This window comes from Psychrobacter jeotgali, from assembly GCF_904846315.1.
Classification (GTDB): Bacteria; Pseudomonadota; Gammaproteobacteria; order Pseudomonadales; family Moraxellaceae; genus Psychrobacter; species Psychrobacter jeotgali.
Window position 1 is genome coordinate 2,740,823 of record NZ_CAJHAF010000001.1, and the last position, 21,372, is coordinate 2,762,194.

Below are 21,372 nucleotides of genomic sequence, written 5' to 3' on the forward strand. Positions count from 1 at the left end.
ATGTCAAATTATCAGCGACATCAGCATTCCCCAGTGCCGCCATCTAATCAACAAGGTGCCGTGCTGATAGTAGTGCTGTTATTCTTGATTTTGATCATATTAGGGGGCGTCATTGCAGTCAAGCAAAGTACCACTGATCTGAAACTAGCCACTAGTGATCAAATCAATGCGCTACTCTTACAGTCAGCAGATAATGCCAACCAAAATATAGAACAAAGTATCAATGGAAGTAGTGATGCAGACGCTTATGACGCCATGATATCTCGCGGTGGACCTTTTGGTCATTTCATTTTGACTGACTTTAGTATTGAAAATGAATATGTCTTTTGCTTCCGTCCGCGTGACCAGTTATTTAATATCAACAAAACCTCAATCATAACGCCCGACGGTTCACTGACGAGCTCCGGATACTGTAGCCCGAGCAAATCAGATGATTATGTCAGTAGTCGAAATACTAGTATGACTCAGGTCAATGTAGCGCTAACACCCCCAAATGCTGAGAATGAAGCATTCGGTAGCTATACCATAGGACAAGGAAGTGACTTGATATCAAGTAAAGCATTTATGTTCGATATCAATAGTACGGCCGTACTTCCAGCTTATGGAGATACTGAAGTAGGGGGGCAGGATTGTTTTGAGCAGACCAGTAGGTTACACACGGCTACTACGGCTGACTACACCGATACCATTGGGGGATGCATGGCAAAAGCGGGTGCGCCTAGTAAGGTTGTTTATGAAATGGCTGATGTTCAAAACCAGTCACTACGCACTAAGTGTGTCGATTTTGGTAAAGGCGCAGGCTTACTTTGTACCTTGCCAGCAAGCTAATAAGTATTATTTTGCTTTTATTAAATGAAATAGCGTTATTGCTACTTTGCGAGTGTCCATATAAGGAATAGGTCATGAAACAGCTAACAAATAACAGGTCTGACGCACCATCATGGCCTGTCAAAGCACTAACAGCAGCAGTGGCAATAGGGATCATGGGTACTTTGATACCGGCAAATAGTGCTACTAGCAATTCAGTTAGAAAGCCGATCGGTGATCTTGAGATTTATAAAGCGGCCAAACCTGGCTCAGCCTCTATTTTTATGATGCTAGATACTTCAGGTAGTATGGATAAACGCAGTATCAGAAACGATTATGGCAATAGCTACAGTTCTGATTGTAATGAAAACTCAGTAAATTCAGCCAAGATAAAGGCAGTCGTATATGAGCGCAAGAATAAACTCACCGCATCAGGCGACCTATTTAAAGATAGTGATGGCAATCTGGTCAAAATTATAGACTTTGATAATCCTGAAGAAACTATTACATTTACCCCCGAAGGATGCACTGCTAATAATAAAACTCGCTACTCACGATTGACCCGATTAAAGGTAGCGCTTATAGAGCTATTGGCAGACCGAGTGTATGATAAAGATAATAATCCCAAAGATATTGGCTCGCTACCAGATGATTATGCCATAGGCTTAGGTAACTACAGCTATAAAGGAGATGGTAAAGCTGGAGTAGTATTGGAGACTACCGGAGAGTTGACGGCTGAAAAGCGGATAAACCTGATTAAAAAGATTGAATCTCTAGAGGCCAATGGCGGCACGCCAACAGCGCAAGCCTTAGCAGAGTCCGGCGCCTATATGATGGGTACCACGACACTTTCTGATGTGACCGTGGTGGCGGAGCGCGAAAGAAGAGGTGGAGATCTTGAGTGGCGTAGGTGTTATGGCAATGAAAGTTCGTTGTCATACGATGATGAATTAGGTATCGCCGTCTATGATTGTAATAATTGGGGTGGATGGTCAGATGAGTCTGACGTATTACCTAATTATGATTCAGACTCTAATATTGACCATAAAGATGATGATGGTCGCACTTACTTTCGTACGGATAACTCACGCAGTGGTTTCATAAATTCAGTAGACTCCTCAAAAGCAAGTGGTGATGTAAACAAATATATCTCTCCTTTAAGCGACAAAGAGTGTAGCGGCAACGGTATCTATCTACTGACAGATGGTCAGCCTAATGGGAGTAGTTACTCTACATCTAAAGCACTTATGAACACTTCTTTGTCAGGCTCTAATCCAGCGTTGTCAATCAACAGCTGTACTAGCTTGACAGGAGACAGTAGTGGTAGGTCATGGGGCTGTATGGCAAGCTATGCGGCTTTGCTGCGTAATTCTGCTAACAACCCTCTTGGGCTACCTATCAAGACCGCAACGGTAGGCTTTGGTAAATCTTTTGCTGGATTAACGGGCAAAAAAACAATCATAGTGAATGGCGAAACAAAAGAGATCGTAGACTGCGATACAGGTTCAGCTGACGATGATACTCGTAACCTATGTAAGCTAGGTGAGCGTAAAGGCGATAGTGAAACCAAGACTTTTGGTGATGGTGGTTTCTATTACACTGAAGAGTCAGAAGATATCGCCAAAAGCATCGTTGACTTCTCAGCTAGCCTGGTACAGATTATTAACACAGCACCCTCAGGTACGATCACTGTCCCAGAAGATCCTTATCGCGCCGCCAATCAGCTCCCCTACGCTTATCTACCGATGCTAGATCCTGACATTGTTTCTGCAGCAAGTATATGGAGAGGCAATCTTAAAAAATACAATTTAGATCAAGGTACGCTGTTTGGAAAAGGTAACAGTAAACTCTATAGAGATATCGCTGGCAATCTAGAAGAAAACACTCAGGATGAGTGGCAAGATGGTAATTTTGAGGTAGACGGTTCTATAGCCAATAACGACATTGCCGCGGGCGGTGTGTATGCTCAACTGCAAGCGCCTAGTTCAGGTTTGGGCAGTGTGCGCACCTTGTATGTTGAAGACTACACCTCTGCTAGCAATAAAACTCCAGTTCTACGCAAGATTGGGGTCAATGGTAGCGGTAAGCCGGTAGGGTTTGATGCCCTTAAAGATACCGTAGCTTATAGCCAGTTAAACCAACGTCGGCTGTTGAGTTTCTTAGGTTTTGGGAGCGTGCTAACCAATGATGGACAACCGACCACACCTCTTACCACTGCTACTAAAGACTTAACTCTAGCTCAACCAACCAAAGAGATAAAACTTCTAGGTGGGGTGGTGCATTCTAAGCCTGAAGCGCTATCTTATGGCTCCGTATTAGATGATAACGGTAATATCATCGGCCCTCGAGAAGACTATCTGCTCTTTGGCTCTATGGACGGTGCTTTGCATTTGGTAGATGCAGAAGAGGGTCAAGAAGAAGTCGCTATTATCCCTAGACAAATGCTAATCAATCAACCAGAAGCTTTAGTGGAAGGTTCAAAAAAAGCCGTTATAGGTGAGCCTTATTTTGGTGTTGACGCTCCATGGTTAGTCAAGACTGATTATGCTTACGACTTAATAGGGAAAAAGGTTACTGTTGATACAACCTCAGGCAAAGGTATGTTTGCTTACGGGGGCCTGCGCATGGGTGGTGAAGCCTTCTATGGGATGGATATCACCAAAAAGTCAGTCCCTAAAATATTATTTACGATTACGCCGCAAGGCATAAGCTCTACTACTTCTGGAGTCTCTTCGACTGCAGGTTTTGGACGTTTAGGTCAGATCTGGAGCAAGCCAGTTGCTGCAAAAATTCGCCTGACGAGAGGTACTGACCCTACAAAGAATAATGCTCCTACCGATGTCCTTATATTCGGTGGAGGTTACGATTTGAAGTATGAAGCAGATGACTATGTACCTACGACAAGCGCACCTGCCAAAGGTAATGCTATCTACATGATTAACGCAAAAACAGGCAAGCTGATATGGTCAACCAGTAGTGAAGGGACTACAGGTGCTAATCTCAATACAACGACGATGATCAATAGTATTACCGGTGGAATTACTGTACTAGATAGAGATAACGATGGTCTGATGGATCACCTCTATGCTGCCGATTTGGGCGGGCAAGTATTTCGGGCTGATTTTGAAAATGCACGCATTGCTCAGTTTGGCTTTACAGCGGTAGATAGCTTTTCGAATAAAGGTGTGACCCGCATACTAGATGCCGCTCCTACAGATAAGAAACTGGCTTATCGATTCTATCAAAGTCCTATCGTGAGCTTTTATCGTAGAGACAGTGGGCCGGATAACGGTAAGCTCTTTGCCATGGTTAATATTATCTCAGGTAACCGCAGCGCTCCTTTATCAACACTGCGTAATAACAACGATTATGCCAACCGTGTTTATGGCATCATTGATGATGATATAACTAATAAAAATCTATATGACACTGGCTTTACGAAGACCATTAAAGATCTAAAAGAGAATAAATTGGTTAATTTGGGTGCTGCGATACCTACCATATCGGCTTCAGGCACCCCTGCTATCCGTGAGACCAATAAAGAAGACGCTATAAAATTAATGATAGGGACGGCAAAGAAGGGTACAACTCCAGCAGTTCAGGCAACCAAGCATGGCTGGTATTATCCACTAACTCGCTTTGATGGCTACAGTAACGTCAGATATAACAAGGGTGTTGGCGAAAGTACGGTCATTAATAATCTACTCTATACCACGGTATATAACCCGGATAAAATCTATGGCAACGCTGCAAGCTGTGCCGCAAAGATAACCGGTGGTTCTGAGCGTCAAGTGTATTGTCTGCCTTATGGGGTATGTATGGATAAAGCTTCAATAAGTGGTACTGGCGGCTTTACACCTGCAGGTCAAGGCATTCAAGAGTTGGCTATTGGTGCTTTTAATAAAGACTTCACTGATATAAAAGTGTTGATTGGTACGACAACGCTCACCGATAGAATCGATGCGGCTAAACGTGCAAAGTATGGCACAGATGGATTCAAGGATGGCAGTAATATCAAAGATCTGTACCCTGGTGAGAATAACGGCACCTCACAAGTCAATAGTGATGGCTCTGCGGTTGAGTACTTATTCAATGAGCGCTATACCTTGCAGCCAAAGGCATGGTATGAGCAAAAGCTTATGAAGCCTACACCCACGCCTACGCCGTAGCCAATCCTTAGTTACCCCTTATAATGCAGTTCTATTATGAGGGGTTAATTATTCACAATTTTATAATAGGATGCCGTAAATGAAGACGATAATAAATACGCCCATGCGTAACGGCATCCGAGGCTTTACGCTTTTAGAGCTGATGATCATCGTTATGATCATAGGCATCCTCGCCGCCATTGCTATACCGAGTTATCGACGCTATGCAGTCATGAATGCTGAGCGTGAAGCACAGGCAAAGATGCTGCAATTGCAGCTTCAACTGGAGCGCTGGCGTGCAAAGTCTTTGAGTTACCAAGGGTTTGAACCACAAAAGATTAGTGGCTCTAATGTGGTTACTTATGGTTATGAGGATACGGATAATACCGTTATTTACGTCCCTGATAACGCTACTGCTAGCAACTATCGTTACAAGGTTACGCTCGTTGATAGTGGTTTTACCACGGATCCAAATGACGGCTCCCTTAGCACTAACTCCTTAGTCACTTCTGGAACAACTGTCAATACGGTTACTGGTAGAGCATGGAAGATGCTAGCTGAACCGAATAATACTGGCATCACCAAACACGCCCATTATATGGTGTTAACTAGCGCCGGTTTGCGCTGCCAAAATGGTAGTAGCATTAATATAACCAAAGCGGATTGCGGCATCGGGCAGGAGGATTGGTGATGACTTTCAATACAAATACTAGCACCCTGCCAGCTGGTTTCACCCTCATTGAGCTGATGATTGTGGTTGCCATCATCGCTATCTTGGCTGCCATTGCCTACCCTAACTATCAGCAATACGTTATTAAGACTAAACGTTTAGACATGATGAACGAGATGCAAAATATTGCTTCGCAGATTCAAAGCCGCAAACTGGCGCAAGGTAGCTATAGTAACGCTCTGACCACAGGGCTAGGTGGCAATCATCCAACCCAAGGTAATGCGCTCTATACGGTTAGCTTTACACCTAATCCACTGACATCTGAATGGACGATTATCGCCACCCCAATTACGGCCACACAAATGGCAAGTGACGGCACCCTGACTCTCAACTATCAAGATATCAAATGCCGAGGCAGTGTCTGTAGTACGGACGATGACTGGAATAAGTAGTCTAAACTGATGTTTATAAATTTATATCATTCGGTTTTACTATAATTTGGCTTCGTAGGGTTATAAGTAAAACCACTCCTCTGATTATAAAATCTACCAAAACAAAAATTGTCAGTCGGTGACAATAAATTACCAAAAACCTCTTATTATCAACTCAAAAAAGTTCATTAACTAAATAAATTAAGCGTATTTGACAAAAAATGTCAGATATAGTTACATTCTACGCCTTATAATTACATAAACTGACAATTATTGGCAATATAGCAGTAACATTAATTCAAGAGAGAATGCTAGTTGATGATAATGATTCATTACTACTATCTCCAAATAATTGTTAAGCCATGTCACATAATTACTTCAACATAACGATATAAATTCAGCAAAATAATCTACGTTATTTATAACCTGCCAAAGCATTCCTTACTAAATTTAAAAATAATAATCCCACAAAAAGTTGGCACGCTACCTGCAACATTCCTATCAAGACCATTAAGTGAATGACGTTATAAGTCTTTTTAAAAAGTTTTATCAAAAGTACTTATAAATAAATGAGCTTAATCAACACCCATAATATTAATAGTTGATGACCGCTACTAACGCTAACAGCCGTTACTACTTTCATTAGCTCATCTAAAGGAATGTTTATGAACACTCAAAAAGGTTTTACCTTAATCGAACTAATGATCGTTATTGCTATTATCGGTATTTTAGCGGCGGTAGCTCTACCTGCTTATCAAGATTATACGACTAAAGCACGTGTATCAGAAGGTTTTAACCTAGCTGATTCTGCTAAAACTACGCTTGCTACAGATGGCACCACTGTAGCTGATATCACTGCACTCAAAGATACTTGGAACGCTCAAGTAAGTGGTGCTGGCGCAGTATCTAAATATGTAAACTCTGTTTTATTTGCTGACGTGGATGGTAATGCTGCTACTGCTGGTGAGATTACTATTACCTATAATCCAGCTTCGGTTGGTGTTGCTGCTGGTGAAGATACATTAGTATTAACGCCTTGGATAAAAACTGCTGCTGGGAATACTGCTGCTAGTTCAACCGCCTTAGGTACAGCAAGAGCTGCGGGCACTCCTGGTACTTTGGATTGGACTTGTCAGTCAGCAACCAATGCAACTGCCACTGCACAAATGGGTAATGCAGGTACACAGGGTTCGTTACTAGCTCGCTTTGCACCTGCACAGTGTCGTTAATGGATAAATACTAGTTGATTTTTTACTTTAAAAAAGCAGCCAATTGGCTGCTTTTTTGTAATTATAAGTATCTTGAAGGCTGTCTATCAACTCCTCAAAGTAGTCACGATATGATAGTCGAAAAATTTATATTTTAACTATTACTAGAGTATTTACTTGATGTTTAAATACAGATTTAAAGCTTCCAGCGTACATTTTTTAGCAAGCTTACCTATTGCTCTAATAAGCTTAATTATTGTTTTTTTTGTTTGGTATCCCCAGCCTTTATATGCAGCTACTGGTGTTACTAAGATATTTCTGATGGTATTAGGAATTGATATTGTATTAGGACCTTTATTAACATTTATTATTTACAAACCTAAGAAGAAGACTCTAAAGTTTGATTTGTTAGTTATTGTTTTATTACAACTATCAGCATTTATCTATGGCTTTTATCATGTCTATGATGGTCGCCCAACTTGGATTGCTTATAATATAGACCGCTTTGAATTAATTAAAAATAACGAGATTGACACTCGTAAATTACTAGAGGCTCTTCCACAGTATCAAAAAGTAAGTAACTCAGGAGTGCAATATGTAGCCGCTATTATCCCTACGGATGATAGAGAAATCAGCCAACAAATATTATTCGATGAGATTAGCTATGGGATTGCGCCATCGCAGCGTCCAGAGTTATATCAACCGCTTAACGTAGCTGATACAGAGATTATAAGTCGAGCAAAGGATTTTGAGGATTTATATGAATATAATAATAAAGCAGAGGTAGATAACATATTTTCTAAATATCCTCACGCTGACAGCTTTTTACCCTTAAAAGCCAATGCTATCGATATGACAGTACTTATTGACAAAGAGAGTGGAGAAGTGATTGAGATCGTAGATTTGCGCCCTTGGTAATAAAACCATATTTTACTTCCCAACTCCTAGTAGTAAGCCATCTATCTTAAAAATATTTGGCTATAACTGTTTCTAAATCCTCAAAACTCTCAAAAGCTACCAACCATCCCACCCAACCAAGAATAGTGTAAAATCATTTTATTAATACCAATAACGTGATGAGTGCTTATGCAAAAAAAGGTCTTAGGGATATGTTTGGTCATTGCGCTACTTGAAGGCTTTGCTGGTCTCGGTATCGAGATTTATGCCATTCGGATATCGGCGACTTATATCGGTGCATCGATCTCCATTACTGGGGTAATATTAGCGATGGTACTTATCGCTATTGCGGTGGGCTACTGGTATGGCGGGCGCTTATCTCAAAGTATCAACACCCCAAGGGAGGCGTTATTAAAAGCAGGGCACGTCTTATCCTTATCTGCCATCTCCCATGCGATTGCCTGTATTATTCAATTGCCGCTATTGGCATTTATGACATCAACTACCGATAGTTTGATCTTAGCGGCTATGGGGGTGGGACTGCTGTTCGGGGTGGGCTTGGCATTTGGCTCGACCGCTATTCCGCTAATTACTCAATTTTTATCCCTTAAATATAAGAATGCTGATGGCGTGGATGCGGGCAAGAACGCCGGAATGATGGTAGCGATTACCACTGTCGGTAGTGTGCTGGGCTCGACCATAACGCCGATATTGTTATTACCTTATATAGGTCTTATGAGCAGCTTGGCATTATTTATCGTCTCCTTGGCGATCAGTAGCTATTTATGCACCAAGCTTGCCGTACAGCTATATAGTGATGATTATGTCAGTCAGCTGTCACCCAAACAAAACAATATGTTAGCGGTATCAGCTGTTATCATAACCGCCGCCTTTATATACTTAAGTAAAGTCGATACCGGCTATCAGACCGCAACCGGCGCTTGGTTTATTGATTACGTCCTCTATGATGGGCAGATGGCAGTGACTATCACTGACAAACCGGGCAAATCAACCAGTAGCTGCTGGATATATGTGGCTCAAAAGAATTGCCATTGGTATGGGGAGATCACCGTAGACGCGATTGACCAGCTCCAGCCTGAGAGTCTGGTGTTCCTCGGCGGCGCGGGTATGGGCACCCCTAGTGAAGTGGCGCATCATAATCCTGATATGAGCTTGACGGTGATTGATATTGATAAAGACTTACCGAAAATTGTAGAGCGCTATTTTTTACAAGCACCCATAGCGCCCAACATTGAGTTTATCGGCGATGATGCTAGAGGCTATTTGACTCGTAACAGCGCTGCTCGTTATGACTTTATGCTGATTGATGCCTTTCAGGGACGATATGTGGCGAGCAACTTATATACCCTTGAGGCGCTTAGCCAGTTTAAGACTAACAGCAAATATATTATGGCGAACATCATCGGCATACCTATAAAGGAGCATGGCTATACTCAAATGCTGTTCAAAAACTGGCATGAAGTGTTTGGCGATTCAGCCTATGTGCGCACTAGGACTGACAGTCCCAATTTGCAAAATATCATGTTATGTAATTTTGCTTGTCCCGGCAGTCAAAAGCTGAGCCAAACGGGTTTTATGTATGATAATCAAAAAGTGCATACCGATGACGTGCCACGATTGGATAGATATCTGTATCGCTCGATTGAGAGTTTGTGAAGGTTGAGAGCAATGACTAACTGGAGAAAAGGGTGGGCTAAGTTCGTGTAGGGTGCGCCCCGCGCACCTGAAAATTGTTAAATGGTGCGCTGGGCGCACGCTACCAATCTACCAATACTTTAAAAGCCCTTATTTATGACTTACTTTTCTAAATACTGAATCTTGCCCTCAACACCGTCCCACTTTTCGGCATCGGGCAGGGGTTCTTTCTTCTCAGTAATGTTTGGCCATTTTTGTGCCAGCTCTTCGTTAAGCTGGGTAAAGTGCTCTTGTCCTTTGGGCACTTCGTCATCTGCATATATCGCATTGGCAGGACATTCAGGCACGCATAAGGCGCAGTCGATACATTCATCGGGATCGATGGCTAAGAAGTTAGGCCCTTCATAGAAGCAGTCCACCGGGCAGACTTCCACACAGTCGGTGTATTTACAAAGAATACAGTTCTCAGTCACGACAAAGGTCATAGCGAGGCCTACATTTTAAAAGCTAACTAATAAAAAACCATCTAACCGCATAACGCTATTAGATGGTTTTCATGTTTAACAGCATTTATTTATGCTCTACTTTTCAAGATACTGAATCTTGCCCTCGACGCCGTCCCATTTTTCAGCGTCGGGTAGGGGTGGTTTCATCTCCGTGATGTTCGGCCACACCTGCGAAAGCTCGGCGTTCAGCTCGATGAAGATCTCTTGTCCCTTTGGCACTTCGTCTTCGGAAAATATCGCATTGGCTGGACATTCAGGTTCGCATAAGGCGCAGTCGATGCACTCGTCAGGGTCGATGACTAGGAAGTTTGGGCCTTCATAGAAGCAGTCCACTGGGCAGACTTCCACACAGTCAGTATGTTTACACAGGATGCAGTTATCTGCAACGATAAAGGTCATATTGAGGTCTACCTATTATTGGTTTAGCTAAATAAATAAAATAAGGCATATTTTAGCGCTTTTATGCCAGTTTCACAAACCCCTTTAACGACTAATAAGTTGTTTTAGCTTATAAAGCATATCATGCGCTTGCTTGGGCGTTAGACTATCAGGATCTATCGTGTCGAGCTGCCGCTGCAAGCTAAGTAATTGGTTTTGTTGCCTATTGTCTACGGATATCAGTGCTTGCGAGTGGGTTGCTTGCTGCTTTTCTGTGCCTTGATGATCGTAGCTTTGCTGGCCTTTATCCTTTACTGACTTAGCTAATTCGGTTTTGTTATCAGTTGTTTTTATCGATTCAGTAGCGAGATTATCGATTAAGTAACGCTTCGCATCTTCTAATACCTTAGTGGGAATACCTGCCATCTTGGCGACATGTAGCCCAAAGCTGGAGCTGGCAGCACCTTCTTTTATTTGATGCAATAGTAATAGTTGCCCATCAATTTCGCTTGCCGCCACGTGGACGTTACGAATGCCTTTATGCTGCTCGGCCAATTGAGTTAACTCAAAATAGTGGGTGGCAAATAAAGTCAGGCAGCCAATCTCCAGCAATCGATTGACGCAAGCATGAGCGATAGCCAGCCCATCGGTGGTGGCGGTGCCACGGCCAACCTCATCCATTAATACCAATGATCTATCAGTAGCCTGATTGAGAATATTGGCGGTTTCTATCATCTCCACCATAAAGGTCGATTTGCCGCCAGCCAAGTCATCGGCTGAGCCAATACGAGTAAAAATGCGGTCGATATCGCCAATATAAGCGTGCTCTGCTGGGACGAAACTACCGCAATGCGCCAGCAAAATGATGAGCGCAGTTTGGCGCATATAGGTTGATTTGCCGCCCATATTGGGGCCGGTGATCATTAATAAGCGTTCAGGATGATCGACACTACCGAGGGCGCAGTCATTGGCAACGAAGTGGCGATGGTGTTCAATATTGTTATTATCCGCACGGTTTAGAGCGGCTTCTACCACCACATGACGTCCTTGTTTGATATCGATACAGGTTTGGTTTTGCGATTTTAAATCATAATCTGGCAAGTTAAGCTGATGTTGCTGTAAATTCTGTTGCTGATTTTGTGGCTGATTTGGTGATGAGCTTTTTTGAAAGTTTTGTCGATTGTCATTTTCCAGCTCAACATGGTTTAGCTTACCCGTCATAACTGGACGTTGCCAATGATAACTGACCGCCAGCTGCGCCCAATTGCTAAGCACATCTATCTGAGCAACTGCGGCACTTAGTTGCTGAAGCTCGCTTAAATGCTCACCAAGTGTCATTAGTAGCTGCTGATAAAGCTGCTTTTCACGGGCTAACGCTAAGGTTTGCGCACTTAGATAGTCAGTTTCGAGCGTTTTTAATTCATCAGTGATAAAACGCTCGCTGTTTTTAAGAGTTTGCCGGCGGATAAAGTGAGCAGGAGCGTTTTTAGCTTGCATTTTAGGTAGCTCAAAATAAAAGCCACTGACCTTATTAAAGCCAACCTTTAGGCTGGGTAATTGATTATCTTGGCGGGCGCGTTCTACCATCTCATCGAGGGTGACTTGGATATTATCATGCAGGTGGGTGAGGCGATCAAACTCGGCATCAAACCCTGCCGCTAGCATGCCGCCATCACGGATATGAGCGGGCGGCTCCGAGATAATAGCATTCTCAATCAAGTCGGCGACAGCTTGTACGCTGGGCAACTGCGCAGGCAGTGACTGCATCAGCATCGGCAATAGACCGCTTTGATCCGGATTAATCCCAGCTTCTATTAATAAGTCGTTGAGCTGCTTACTACTGACAATACCCTCAGCCAATTTGCGTAGGTCGCGTGGCTTGGCGCTCATCAGACCGATACGGCTACTAATACGTTCGATATCGCCAATAGCATTGAGCGTCTCACGCAACTGCTCGATTACAGCGTTATGTGAGAGCGCTTGATTAAAAGAGTGATTAAGGGAATGATTAAGCTGATTTACCTTTAATAAATTACTAATCGCTGCTAAACGCTGATTGATGCGGCTGTGTTGACGTAAGGGACGCTTCATTTGTTGAATTAATAAACGTCTACCCATGGGCGTTTTACAATGATTGAGTACTGATATCAGCGCCGTACCGTTACTACTGACGGGGGTAAAGAGCTCAAGGTTTTGTTGACTGCCCGCATCGATAATCAGATAGTCGTCACTATGCTCTTTGATGAGCCGATTGACCTGGGGCACGTGACGCTGCTGGGTTTGTCTGGCGTAATGGATTAATGCCGCACAGCTCGATTGAGCCAGCGGCGCTTCACTAATACCCAAACCATCAAGGCGCTGTACTTCAAACTGTTTACAAAGTGTCGATGCAGCATGATCGGGATGGAAGTCGTTAGCTGCCACCTCGATGATAGGACAGTCGAGATGACGGCGTAGCCATATCAGCCAGTCCTCGCCGATGTCGTCACTGAGGCCTTCGCTAACGATACATTCGCTAGGGGCAAAGCGCGCCAATACTGTCAGCATTTGCGCTTGCAGGCTTTCGGTAGCGTCATTATCATTATGCTTATCGGTAGCAGCCATCAGGGTTTGGGTGGTTAAAGTCCCTGCTGCCAAGTCCAGTTGGCTAATAGCTGCTTGTAGCGGCTGCTTGCTAAAAGCTTTAGGAATATGAATATCGATAGCAACGACGGTCGGAGTTTGGTTTGGCGCAATTAATGCATCATCAGTGATGGTGCCAGCGGTCAAAGTTTTGACCACTTCACGGCGCATGATACCGCTTTTATTACTGTCCTTTTTTTGCTTATCGGCCATCAGTGGCAAGTTAGCCGTTTGTTTAGTGGTGTCAGCTGATTCATCGATTTGCTCACAGACGACTACGGTTTCGCCCGCCGCAATCAGCCGTGCCATATAACTGTCAGCGGCATGAAAAGGCACCCCAGCCATAGCGATGGTATTGCCCGCTTTATCGGTGCCACGGCGGGTGAGAGTAATATCTAATATTTGCGCGGCGCGTTTGGCATCATCAAAGAACAGCTCATAAAAGTCGCCCATCCGGTATAACAACAAAGCGTTCGGATAGTTGGCTTTCATAGTTAGGTATTGCACCATCATCGGCGTATGGTGCGCCAAGTCATAAACGCTATTACCTACCTTTAAAGGTTCGGTCGCTGTATTAGTGGATAAATCAGGGTTTTCAGTAACTTGCTTAACAGTCATGCAGGCTCTCATAGGATACAGAATAGGGGATAGCTAATAGCAGTATAAGCCCTATTTTAACAGACACACCCTTATATTACGTCGCCAAATATCTGACTATTACCCTTGTATCCATCGGCGCCATAACCATATATAATAACGGCACACTTAATTGGGTGATAATAAAACGTCAGGTTAAATGTTGGCTTACACGCTTTAATTATCGAATATTTCCATAGGTTAAAAAATTATGTTATCAAAGATTGTAGGCAGTGTGGTTGGCACCAAAAATGACCGTGAACTCAAACGTATGCGCAGAGTGGTCACCAAGATCAATGCCCAAGAGGCTGGTATACAAGCGCTGTCTGACGAACAATTACAACAAAAAACTCCAGAGTTTAAAGAGCGTTTCCAAAAGGGCGAGAGCTTAGATGCCTTGTTGCCCGAAGCTTTTGCGGTCTGTCGTGAGGCGTCATTACGGATTACTGGTATGCGTCATTATGACGTGCAGCTGATCGGTGGTATCACCTTGCACGAAGGCAAAATCGCCGAGATGAAAACCGGTGAGGGTAAAACCTTGATGGCGACTTTGGCGATTTACCTTAACGCCATTAGCGCCAAGGGTGTGCACGTCGTTACCGTCAACGACTATCTAGCTGCCCGTGATGCCGATTTAAACCGTCCGCTGTTTAACTTCTTGGGCTTGACGGTTGGGGTGATCTACTCACAGCAGCCGCCGCAAGAAAAGGTCGATGCTTATCAAGCGGACATCACTTACGGTACCAACAACGAATACGGCTTTGATTATCTACGCGATAATATGGTGTTTAGCCTGAGCGAAAAAAAGCAGCGTCCGCTGAACTTTTGTATTATTGATGAGATTGACTCTATTCTTATCGATGAGGCGCGGACACCGCTTATTATCTCAGGTCAAGCTGAAGACTCGTCGCGGATGTATGCGCTGATTAATACTATTATTCCGCTGCTCAAACGCTCAAAAGACGAAGAAGCCAATAAAGAAAACGAAGATGAAGACTTTTGGATCGATGAGAAGAACCGTCAAATTGAGATTAGCGAAAAGGGCTATGAGAAGATTGAACGCTTCTTAATTAAAGTCGGTGAATTGGGTGAAAACGAGAGTTTATATAGTCCTACCCGCCTGCCACTATTAGCCCACGTCCAAGCGGCTATTCGAGCGCATCATATTTTTGTCAAAAACGTCCACTATATCGTCGATGACGGTGAAGTGGTTATCGTTGATGAAAACACCGGCCGTACCATGCCGGGTCGTCGTTGGTCTGAAGGTCTACATCAGGCAGTAGAGGCCAAAGAGGGTGTTGAGATTCAAGCAGAGAACCAGACGCTAGCGACTACCACTTTCCAGAACTTTTTCCGCCTTTATGACAAGCTTTCAGGTATGACTGGTACTGCCGATACCGAAGCGGCAGAATTTAAGTCAACCTATGATTTGGACGTGATTGTCATTCCTACTCATATGCCGATTGCTCGGGTTGACTTGGATGATCAGATTTTCTTAACTAAACTGGGCAAATACAAAGGTATTATCCGCGAGATTAAAGAGATTCAGGCCAAAGGAGCGCCGGTACTGGTAGGTACAGCGACGATTGAAGCCAGTGAAGAGTTGTCGTATTTGCTTGATCAAGAAGGCATTAAGCACAATGTGTTAAACGCCAAACAGCATGAGCGTGAAGCGGAGATTATCGCTCAAGCGGGTAGTCCAAAAGCGGTTACCATCGCTACCAACATGGCGGGCCGTGGTACCGATATTATCTTGGGCGGTAACTGGCAGTCGTTTATCGAGGACATCGACAATGTCAGCCCTGAGGAGATGCAGCGCTTAAAAGCTGAATGGCAAATTAAGCATGATCAAGTGGTTGATGCTGGTGGCCTGCATATTATTGGTTCTGAGCGCCATGAATCACGCCGTATCGATAATCAGCTGCGCGGCCGTGCCGGTCGTCAAGGTGACCCCGGAATGTCACGCTTCTTTTTATCTCTCGAAGATGATTTGATGCGTATCTTCGCCGGCGACCGTGTGGTCAATATGATGCGCGCTATGGGTCTCAAAGAAGATGAAGCTATTGAGCATAAAATGGTCTCAAAATCGATTGAAAACGCTCAAGGTAAAGTTGAGAGCCGCGATTTTGATGCTCGTAAGAATCTATTGAAATATGATGACGTGGCGAACGAGCAGCGTAAAGTTATCTATAGCCAACGTGATGATTTGCTTGCCGAGACCGATCTGCTAGAGGCGATCGAGGTTATGCATGGTGAGGTCTATAACGCCATGATCGATCAGTTCATTCCACCAGGCTCTATCGATGACCAATGGAATATCGATGGACTAGAGGATGAGCTTGAGGAAGAGTTTAAGCTTTATATGCCGATTAATGATTGGCTTGATGAAGACCGTCGTCTCGACGAAGAAGGTTTGCGTGCAAAAATTATTGATACGGCTTTAGCTCGTTATCATGAACGCCGTGAACAAATGGGCGAGCAAGATGGAGCTCAGCTTGAGCGTCACTTTATGCTGCAAAGTTTGGATAAGCACTGGAAAGAGCATTTAACCCAGATGGATCAGCTGCGTAAAGGTATTCATCTACGTGGTTACGCCCAAAAGAACCCTGAGCAAGAGTATAAACGTGAATCGTTTGAGCTGTTTCAGATGATGCTGGGCGCCATTAAGTCAGAAACCGTGCAGGATCTATCACGTGTGCATATTCCAACCAAAGAAGAGCTGGAAGCCTTAGAGGCGCAGCAGCGGGCAGATCGTGAGCGCATGCAAATGCAGTTTGAGCACAATGAAGTGGCTAATTTGGCTGGCGAGACCCAGCCAACACCGCGCAATCAAAACCCGGGCACACGTACCAATGGGCAGATGCAAGTCAATCTCGCCGGCGGAGTAGCAGCAGCGGGAGCGGGCGGTGCTCAAGAAGGCGAGCCTGATCCTTATGCGGGCATGAATATTAGCCGTAATGCTCCTTGTCCCTGTGGCTCAGGCCTTAAATATAAACAGTGCCACGGTAAAATATAGCTATAAGGTATCAATTACTAATACATAATGCCTATAATTGCTTGCAGTTATGGGCATTATGGTGTTTAGTATATGAGTTAGCGGTTATTATCATTATTTACAAATTCAGCATAGGCGTAAATAAATGCACCAGCTATAGTATTTTATTCTGAATAAAGCAGTTAATATTTGAATTTAGGAGAGTAGCATGAGCTTAGGGTCACTAAAAAAATTACAAAAATCGATGGTTATTACTAGCCTATTAGCGGGTGCTATGACAATCAGCGCCTGTCAGCAACAAGAGCCAGAGGCTAGCGTAGACGATAGTATCAATAGCGAGGAATCAGTACCGATGTCAGCAGAGCCGGCAGAGCCTACTGATACAGCTATAGCGGTTGATGATACAACATTCAATGAAGTAGGAGAGGATACCGTAGCTTCGGTGAATACAAGCATCAATCAAGTAACTTATCTATGTTCACCTGAATTTAAAGTTGAAGCGACCTATAACGACGATAGTAATGAAGTTATTTTGGGCACCACAGATGGTACAGTTACCTTGGTCCAGACCAACGACGGTACTAACCCTGAAGTGTTTGAGGTTCAAACCGCTCTTGATGGCGGCGAGGGCTTTACCCAGTGGCGAGTTGCCCATGAACGGCGTGAAACTGGAGTAATGCGTACGGCCGGCGCAGGTGCTGCTGATCCCGATGTCTATGAGTGTAAGAAGACTCAATAGATTTTATGAAAAATAAAAAAGCAACGTAATGTTGCTTTTTTTATGGCTAATTTTTATGATTTAAGCATTATAAAAAATTCTTATTTCTGTTGAACGCGCGTTGCTTCATGCTCCAAAAAGCCTTCTTCTTTTACATCTAACTCTTCGTGCTTGAGCTCAACCTGAATGGTATCCGTGTGAGTATGGGTGGTTTTATTGATCTCGACTTCTTGAATAGCATAAGTATCTTTAGTGACGGTTGCTACTTGTCTTGAAATGACGATTTCAACCGGCTCATCACTAATCTCTACTTGCTGACCGTTGATGGTTACTACTGCTTTGCTATCTAATGAGGGTTCAACGTGACGTAATATATCTTTATCATCATAGTTACCTGACAGCAAATCTTGACTTTCAGCATCATTATAAGCGGTAGCTATTGTGACATATTCTTCAACCAGCTCAATGGGAACATCAATGGTTTTGGTACGTGTATGCTTAGTAACAGTCACTTTTCCTATATCTAAGCGCTCTTTATTGATTACTGGGCGCTCTTCTAATAGCTCTAAATAGCCGCCGTCTTTACGTTTAGAGGCTGTTTGATTTCCAGTTTTATTTTGCTCAGTTCGGAGGGTGTCTTTTTGATCATGAGTGTTACCGGTGGTCAAGCTATCAGGCGCTGGCAATTTGTTATCAGCAGTGTGGTCAGCGATTTTTTTAGCACTATCACCATTATTATTTAGAGGATTATTATTCATTGGATTTTTGGAGTTATCGATACTCATAATTAAATTCCTTATTATATGCATGGGTATAAGACAGGTAAAAGAAGTTACACCTATCAAAATCAATAGGTTATATTCTTCTGACAAAAAAAGACCAGAGACGAGCTCTGGCCTTAATTTGCTGAGTAATATCACTCAACTGCTTATTACTATTATCTTAATATCTATTAACTATAGCTAGTTATAAAAGATATTAGTCAATAATAAACGGGCTTCTTACATACCACGAGCGCGGCGTACATCTTCTGCAGTGATACCATCACGGTCAACAATATTACCTTCACGGTCAACTACATTACCGTCGCGGTCCACGTCCAATTCTTCACGCTGAATAGTTTCAACAATAGTTTCAGTATGACGTTCGGTAGTTTTACCTACGTTAACTTCTTCAGTAACATAAGTTTCTTTGCCGACACGAGCGCGTTCTGCTTCAAGCTCAACTTCAACCGTTTCAGTAGCATCAACATCACCAATACGACGATCTGTCGGACGGTCTACGTTAGTACGTTCGATATGAGCATGTTCTTCTTCAAGCTCAACATCTACGTTACGCTCTTCGGTCACCACATGCTTACCTACTTTTACTAGACCAGCTACAATGCGGTCTTTATTCACAGTTAGACGCTCTTCTAGTAACTCAAGAGTATTTGGCGCATCATAAGCGGTGTCAGTGATTTCCATACGCTCTTCTGTAGGAACGGTATCAGCAACAAAGGCTTGGCGATCTTTTTCATACTGCTCTTTATAGCTGTACTGATAGTCGTGGTCATACTCTTCCATAGCTTCTACTTGTGACTTAGTTAAGCTATCAAAGAACACATCATCACCAACGATACGAGCTAGACCTGCTGGAACTAGAACTTCTTTTGAGCTGAACCAACCACCTGCATCTACAATCAGATAGCGAATACGACCTGTAGTATCTTCTACTAAAGCTCCTTCGATCTTACCGATTTTTTCTTCATTAACACCGTAAGCAACCTTGTCTGTTGGATCATAGTAATCATCACCAATTAGGTCACGGTGGGTAGCTTGAATATCTCTTAAACGGATTAGTTGGCTCATTATTGTCTTCCTTTTATATGAGTAAGTGAATGTTATTAATTAGAATTTAAACTCAAAACAATAGCATCAAATAAGAATGCTAATTATAAATATGTCGTCAAATGTAACTCGATGCCAATATTAACTAATATGAAATAGTATATTAATATTGGTTGTCCTTTAGTTAGTCTAACTAGCCAAAGGTTCAAATGATTTAGCAAAATATTATTCGTTGGACTGCATTTGATTCATCTGCTATTACATTAACTTGTATTTATAGTAGCATCCGTTTTTTGACTAGGATATATAAACGAGGTAGCAAAGTGTTCGGCTGAGGTAAATCCGTGTAATGGGCTGTAAGTGCTATAACATCGCATGCGCATAAGTTAACGCTTTTTTACACAGGTAAAGGTATTGTTAGTTTTCCTAGAGCACAAAATGAAAAACCGCATTATCCAAAGATAATGCGGTTTATTGGTTTATTAACAATCTACAGTATTAAAGGTTTAGCTAAGCAAGTTCAATAGCTACTGCCACTGCTTCGCCGCCGCCAATACATAAGGTAGCGATACCTTTTTTGCCGCCAGTACGTTTTAGCGAATTAATCAAAGTCACCAAGATACGGGCGCCAGAGCAACCAACGGGATGACCAAGCGCACAAGCGCCGCCTTCGATGTTGACCTTAGCATGATCCAACTTGAATTCATCCATTGCAGCCATGGTAACCATTGCAAAAGCTTCGTTAATCTCCCAAAGATCTACATCTTCGACTGACCAACCGGCATTAGCCAGCACCTTTTCGATAGCACCAATAGGAGCAATAGTGAACTCACTGGGGTGACGCGAATTAGAAGCCGTTGCTACTATACGTGCTTGGTAATCAAGACCTTCAGATTTAGCTTGTGACTCTTTCATCACGACTACAGCGGCAGCGCCGTCGGAGATGGAGCTGGCATTAGCGGCAGTGATAGTACCGTCTTTTGCAAAGGCTGGACGTAAAGTAGGAATACGCTCAGCATTAGCTAGTCCTGGCTGCTCATCAGTATCAACAGTCTTCTCACCCTTACGAGTTTCAAAAGTAACCGGGGTGATCTCATCTTTAAAGTGATCGTCTTTGATAGCGGTAAGCGCACGGTTGAGGGATTCAATTGCAAATTCATCCATCTGCTCACGAGTATAGCCTTTCTCATCGGCCATTTCTTGAGCGAACTGACCCATTAGCTTACCCGTTTCGGCATCTTCCAGACCATCTAAGAACATATGATCTTTGACTTCTTTATGGCCCATACGGTAACCACCGCGTGCACCGGGCAAGATGTAGGGGGCATTGGTCATAGATTCCATACCGCCTGCTACGGCAACATCAAAGCTACCTGCTTTGATACCGTCGTGGGCTTGCATGACCGCTTTTAGACCAGAGCCGCATAGCTTATTAATAGTGACAGCACCGGTTGCATCAGGCAAACCTGCTTTACGCATAGCTTGACGAGCAGGGCCTTGACCTAAGCCTGCAGATAAAATACAGCCCATGATGACTTCGTCGACTTTCTCAGCATTAATACCTGAGCGCTCAACAGCCGCTTTGATAGCTGCTGCGCCTAAATCAGCGGCATTAACGTCTTTTAAAACACCTTGGAAGCCGCCCATCGGAGTACGAGCACCATTAAGTATTACAATTGCATCTTTTGACATCGTTATTTTTCCTTATTCATCTGTTTTGATTAAAAGCTTAGCACTTAATAAATTGAATCTTGAACACATAAGGAACTAAGTTAAGTATAGGTACGAGTATATGATTAGCAAAGTATTATTATAATGCGCACCCATTAGCCAAAAATCAAGTGACTACTCGGTGGTGATGGCTGTTACAA

General features: G+C 43.3%; 15 protein-coding genes. 9 read left to right on the forward strand and 6 right to left on the reverse strand.

Going from position 1 to position 21,372, the window contains the following annotated elements:
• The 7 genes from JMX18_RS11400 to JMX18_RS11430 all read left to right on the forward strand — a co-directional run bounded on the left by JMX18_RS11400 (position 1) and on the right by JMX18_RS11430 (position 9,838).
• Positions 1–828: a PilX N-terminal domain-containing pilus assembly protein gene (locus tag JMX18_RS11400; RefSeq protein WP_201587805.1), complete on the forward strand. Its 828-nt coding sequence runs from the start codon at positions 1–3 to the stop codon at positions 826–828.
• Between the two features lie 74 nt (positions 829–902).
• Complete coding sequence (locus JMX18_RS11405) at positions 903–4,976, forward strand: pilus assembly protein (RefSeq protein ID WP_201587807.1); 4,074 nt, start codon at positions 903–905, stop codon at positions 4,974–4,976.
• A gap of 79 nt (positions 4,977–5,055) precedes the next feature.
• Positions 5,056–5,646, forward strand: a complete 591-nt coding sequence (locus JMX18_RS13295; RefSeq protein ID WP_320158325.1) for a type IV pilin protein — start codon at positions 5,056–5,058, stop codon at positions 5,644–5,646.
• Complete coding sequence (locus JMX18_RS11415; RefSeq protein ID WP_201587808.1) at positions 5,646–6,077, forward strand: type IV pilin protein; 432 nt, start codon at positions 5,646–5,648, stop codon at positions 6,075–6,077. The genes JMX18_RS13295 and JMX18_RS11415 overlap by 1 nt, the downstream gene beginning before the upstream one ends.
• A gap of 644 nt (positions 6,078–6,721) precedes the next feature.
• Positions 6,722–7,285 (forward strand): pilin, encoded by a 564-nt coding sequence (locus JMX18_RS11420; protein ID WP_201587809.1) that lies wholly within the window; start codon positions 6,722–6,724, stop codon positions 7,283–7,285.
• 159 nt (positions 7,286–7,444) lie between these two features.
• Positions 7,445–8,182, forward strand: a complete 738-nt coding sequence (gene tfpZ, locus JMX18_RS11425) for a TfpX/TfpZ family type IV pilin accessory protein (RefSeq protein WP_201587810.1) — start codon at positions 7,445–7,447, stop codon at positions 8,180–8,182.
• Between the two features lie 168 nt (positions 8,183–8,350).
• Complete coding sequence (locus tag JMX18_RS11430; protein ID WP_201587811.1) at positions 8,351–9,838, forward strand: fused MFS/spermidine synthase; 1,488 nt, start codon at positions 8,351–8,353, stop codon at positions 9,836–9,838.
• Positions 9,839–9,978: 140 nt separating this feature from the next.
• On the opposite strand, the gene fdxA (JMX18_RS11435) is transcribed toward JMX18_RS11430, so the two are convergent.
• The 3 genes from fdxA (JMX18_RS11435) to mutS all read right to left on the reverse strand — a co-directional run bounded on the left by fdxA (JMX18_RS11435) (position 9,979) and on the right by mutS (position 13,941).
• A complete protein-coding gene (gene fdxA / locus JMX18_RS11435; protein WP_201587812.1) occupies positions 9,979–10,302 on the reverse strand; it encodes a ferredoxin FdxA in 324 nt (107 codons plus the stop codon).
• 96 nt (positions 10,303–10,398) lie between these two features.
• Positions 10,399–10,722: a ferredoxin FdxA gene (gene fdxA, locus JMX18_RS11440; protein WP_201587813.1), complete on the reverse strand. Its 324-nt coding sequence runs from the start codon at positions 10,720–10,722 to the stop codon at positions 10,399–10,401.
• Positions 10,723–10,806: 84 nt separating this feature from the next.
• Positions 10,807–13,941 (reverse strand): DNA mismatch repair protein MutS, encoded by a 3,135-nt coding sequence (gene mutS, locus JMX18_RS11445; protein WP_201587815.1) that lies wholly within the window; start codon positions 13,939–13,941, stop codon positions 10,807–10,809.
• 229 nt (positions 13,942–14,170) lie between these two features.
• Here mutS and secA point away from each other — a divergent pair, with 229 nt between their 5' ends.
• Both secA and JMX18_RS11455 read left to right on the forward strand, forming a co-directional pair.
• Positions 14,171–16,975: a preprotein translocase subunit SecA gene (secA, locus tag JMX18_RS11450; protein WP_201587817.1), complete on the forward strand. Its 2,805-nt coding sequence runs from the start codon at positions 14,171–14,173 to the stop codon at positions 16,973–16,975.
• A 187-nt stretch (positions 16,976–17,162) separates the two neighbouring features.
• The gene (locus JMX18_RS11455) at positions 17,163–17,693 is read left to right on the forward strand and encodes a hypothetical protein (protein WP_201587819.1); all 531 of its coding nucleotides are present in this window, start codon (positions 17,163–17,165) and stop codon (positions 17,691–17,693) included.
• Positions 17,694–17,773: 80 nt separating this feature from the next.
• Here the strand turns inward: JMX18_RS11455 and JMX18_RS11460 are convergent, their stop codons facing one another.
• The 3 genes from JMX18_RS11460 to JMX18_RS11470 all read right to left on the reverse strand — a co-directional run bounded on the left by JMX18_RS11460 (position 17,774) and on the right by JMX18_RS11470 (position 21,193).
• Entirely contained in the window at positions 17,774–18,457 is a 684-nt protein-coding gene (locus JMX18_RS11460) for a YsnF/AvaK domain-containing protein (RefSeq protein ID WP_227674649.1), read from the reverse strand.
• Positions 18,458–18,673: 216 nt separating this feature from the next.
• Positions 18,674–19,522, reverse strand: coding sequence for a DUF2382 domain-containing protein (locus JMX18_RS11465; protein WP_201587820.1), 849 nt, complete (start codon positions 19,520–19,522; stop codon positions 18,674–18,676).
• A 489-nt stretch (positions 19,523–20,011) separates the two neighbouring features.
• Positions 20,012–21,193, reverse strand: a complete 1,182-nt coding sequence (locus JMX18_RS11470; protein ID WP_201587822.1) for a thiolase family protein — start codon at positions 21,191–21,193, stop codon at positions 20,012–20,014.
• Between the last annotated feature and the right edge of the window lie 179 nt (positions 21,194–21,372).